General features: G+C 63.7%; 2 protein-coding genes. Both read right to left on the bottom strand.

Translation table 11 applies throughout. The features are described from left to right. A partial coding sequence (locus ABSF49_RS21535) for an energy-coupling factor ABC transporter permease (RefSeq protein WP_424114676.1) occupies positions 1-239 on the bottom strand: 239 nt, incomplete at its 3' end. A gap of 438 nt (positions 240-677) precedes the next feature. Then, entirely contained in the window at positions 678-1,940 is a 1,263-nt protein-coding gene (locus ABSF49_RS21530) for an MFS transporter (protein WP_424114675.1), read from the bottom strand. Between the last annotated feature and the right edge of the window lie 678 nt (positions 1,941-2,618).

Raw genomic sequence — 2,618 nt, 5'->3', positions numbered from 1 at the left:
GGGCCGAGCACGATCGCGGCGACCCCCATGCCGACCGCGTGCGCCGTCGTGCCGCCGGGGATCGGCAGATTGAACATCATGACGACGAATGAGAAGGCGGAGACCGCCGCCAGCAGCGGCACCAGGCGGGTCTGCAGCAGCCGCTTCACGCGCTCGAGCGCGACATACCAGAACGGCGCCGCGAAGGCGTAGCCGACGGCGCAGGTCGAAGGACTGAGATAGCCGTCCGGGATGTGCACGACTTGGTCCCCCTTTCGATCGGCCAGCGAGGTGTTCCGCGGCCGCCGCTTAGGGTCCGTATCAGCGCACATGTATGATGTCTAGAGAGAATCATCATACATACATATTTGTCGCAGGCGCCAGTGAGAAGCGATGTTCAACGATCTCGACAAGCCGGCGTTTGGCGAGGAGCCGTCGCATATGAGGTCCAGTCGAACCTGGAATGACGGTGGCGGCGCGTCCACTTTGCCGCCCCGGGGGGGCCGTCTAACTACCGATCTGGATCTGCGCGACGTGGTAGAATTCCTAGCCCGCAGCCTGGGCGCCGCGCGCCGCCATGGCGTAAGCGCGGTATTCGCTTGCGGACATGTCTCTAACCAATTGCAGACCCCGGACCCTCAGATAGGCAGGTCTGTTGCTACTGGATCCCTCAATGCGCGTGCCTCTCGTCCTTCCGGTTAGCCTCCAGCCCGCCGCTCGGTCGCGGCCTTTGCCCTAATTTTCGCTTGTCTTGCCTCATGTCTGCGTGCCGCAGCGGCTAGCGCGCCCGACGCGACGAGCGAAGCCACAAGGCCGGTTCCCCATGGCAACACCGAGGAAAGCGCATAGAGCCAGGTCCCGATCGCCGGGCCGGCGGCGTCCCTGAGATCGTTGACGACGCCGAACGCGGCCTGATAGGTCGCTTGGGCGTTGCGCGGCGCAAGTTCAGTAACGATCGTCTGCAACAGCGGGCCCGACAGCATTTGCGCCAAGGCGAGGAGCGTGACGGCCCCAACGAGAAATGGCAGCGCCGGCGAGGCCAACAAACAAGCGAATGCCAAGGCCTGTACCGCGCCACTCAACATGACGATCGAAAACCCGCTCATGCGGCCGGTTGCCTGCGTGATCGGCATTTGCAGCACGACGCCGAGCGCACCCGCGTAGGTGAAGAGAAGTCCGATGCCGGACGCCGTGAGCGTCCCGGCGGCATCGGCATAGAGCGGCGTGATCGTCGCAATCCAGCTCTCGGCGATCCCCAGGAGCGCAATCGGAATGATCAAGCCAGCGAGATGGGCGTCGCGAAATACCGCCGTGAGCACCAACAGTGACTCTTCGTCCTCCTCTTCGGCCGCAGGACGGCTCGGTCGGGTCTCACGAAGAAAGATCGCGACGACGAGTGCACCAACCAAAAGAGCGACTGCGCCGCCGAGGAACACCAGCCCGAGCGAGTGCAGCGCGAGGAGCGCGCCGAGCGCCGGGCCTACCATGCTGCCGGCATTCGACATCACCCGCCGCGCGGCGAAATGCTCGCGCCGCGCGTCCGCCGGCACGACATCAGCGATGACGGTGGAGGCGGTCGGATGCAGCACGCTCTCGAACACCCCGATGACGATCAGTGCCCCGGCCACTGCGAAGGCTCCGCGAACCATGAAAAGCAAGAGGAACCCGAGGCCGACGCCAGAGGTCGACACGAGCAAAACCGGCCTACGGCCGACTCGGTCGGCGATACCGCCGAAGAACGGCGTCGCCAGCAATTCGCCGCCGGCGTAGCAGCCAAGCAATAGGCCGATGAGTTCGATCGGAATTCCAGCGTCCTTGTGCGCCCACAGCGCGAAGAAGGGCATCAGAATTCCGTCGGACACAGAGGCGGCGAAGAACAGGAACATGCCGACCTGAGCGGCGCGCGGTGCGCGCCCAAAGGTCGTGGCGGCCGAGATGAGGATTTTGAAGAATCGATTCACGTTTTTGCTCCAACAGCGCAGCCCAAACGAATGACCAGCGCGGAGGCGGAGGGCCATCGGTCAGGAGCGCGTTGGCTGACGTGAACGCTTACGGCGCGCCTTATGGCACGCAGTGCGCACCACTAGTGCAAGAGCAGTCTCACTGCAATGTGCACTCTTGAGTTTGGCCAGATACACGCAGGGATCGGAACAAAACAGGTGCCAAAGGGCGCTTGAGCGCCGCGCTCCAACCGAGGCGATCGAATGCGAGCGGTATTCAAGTGTCACGTTTTCGCCGGTAGACTTTGGGATTACGGCGACAGTGCATTCATTCACACGATTCGCGGTGCGGCTGGACGGCCTGCCCCGCCGCGCGGCGCGCGGCGTCGGCTTTCCGTTCTCTTTGAGCGGAGGATGGCGCGCCAAAACAGACGACAATGAGAACTCGCGGCGTTAGATATTCGTCGCGTTGGCCTCGAGACCTCGCCGAAACGTTCGTGACAGGTCGAGCGAATATCCCCTTCGCGAACCCTGTGGTCGTCGCTTGCCCCTTCAACAGGCGCCTTCCGCAGAGTTCGCGCGCTACGTGCGCGACCCGAGATCGAGATCGCGATCCTGGTCGCCTCCTTCGGTGAGCCGGCATAACGGCGACAGGATACGAATTCCCCAATTCAACATCGCCGTAAGCCGCGCCGCCGC

It is taken from the genome of Roseiarcus sp. (assembly GCF_049514155.1).
Lineage (GTDB): Bacteria > Pseudomonadota > Alphaproteobacteria > Rhizobiales > Beijerinckiaceae > Roseiarcus.
Note: the sequence above shows the minus strand (reverse complement) of the source record. Positions and strands in the feature narration are given on the sequence as shown.